The organism is Herbiconiux daphne (assembly GCF_024979295.1).
Taxonomy (GTDB): Bacteria; Actinomycetota; Actinomycetes; order Actinomycetales; family Microbacteriaceae; genus Herbiconiux; species Herbiconiux daphnes.
Genome location: NZ_JANLCJ010000441.1, coordinates 1 through 671 on the forward strand (window position 1 = coordinate 1; position 671 = coordinate 671).

Below are 671 nucleotides of genomic sequence, written 5' to 3' on the forward strand. Positions count from 1 at the left end.
ATAGGAAAAACGTGCCCCAGGTAAACGCGTTATCATAAGAGAAGCCATAAAGCTGCGGCGGCGGGCATTCGATAAGGGAAAGCGGCATCATTGCTTATCCCCCTTATCCCCCTTGTTAAAGAATGAAAATCCTTTAACCACCTGCCCTACTTTATCGACTATCGAGCTCCAAAAAGCGCCAGCTGCGAAAGCTACTGCGCTAATCTCTTCCGGTGCGGTAAGCCCGAAGTAGCGACAAATGAACGGCGTAAGCCAGAAGGCTACAAGCAAGCCGGAGAGGATGAACATAAAGCGCTGTAGCGGCGTACGTTCGTTAGGGTGAATTGAAAGGCCAATGATTGCCCCCGACACCCCAGCGCAGGCAAGCAGAATCATATGCTTTATGCTATCCATCATTTATCCTTTAAAACTTTCAAGATTGCATTAGATTACATACGTTGACTTGCAATCTTGAAAGCTTTAGTATTCATGCGTTAAACACGTTCTACAGGAAGCCAACCATGAATTTAAAAATTGCCCGCTTCATGTTGCCTATCATCGAAGGCGCTGAAGTTCATCTACGTACGGAATCGATGAAAGCGGCGAAAGAGTTTCTTCGTGATGCCATCCGGCTTAATGCTTTTTACGACGATGAAGATCTAATGAAAGCCGCGCTTAGCGTAGTAATCGCC

General features: G+C 46.5%; 1 protein-coding gene. It reads right to left on the reverse strand.

The window, feature by feature from the left end; genetic code table 11:
* Window positions 1–87 precede the first annotated feature (87 nt).
* Window positions 88–375, reverse strand: coding sequence for a hypothetical protein (locus tag N1032_RS25735; protein WP_259543454.1), 288 nt, complete (start codon window positions 373–375; stop codon window positions 88–90).
* Window positions 376–671: the final 296 nt, after the last annotated feature.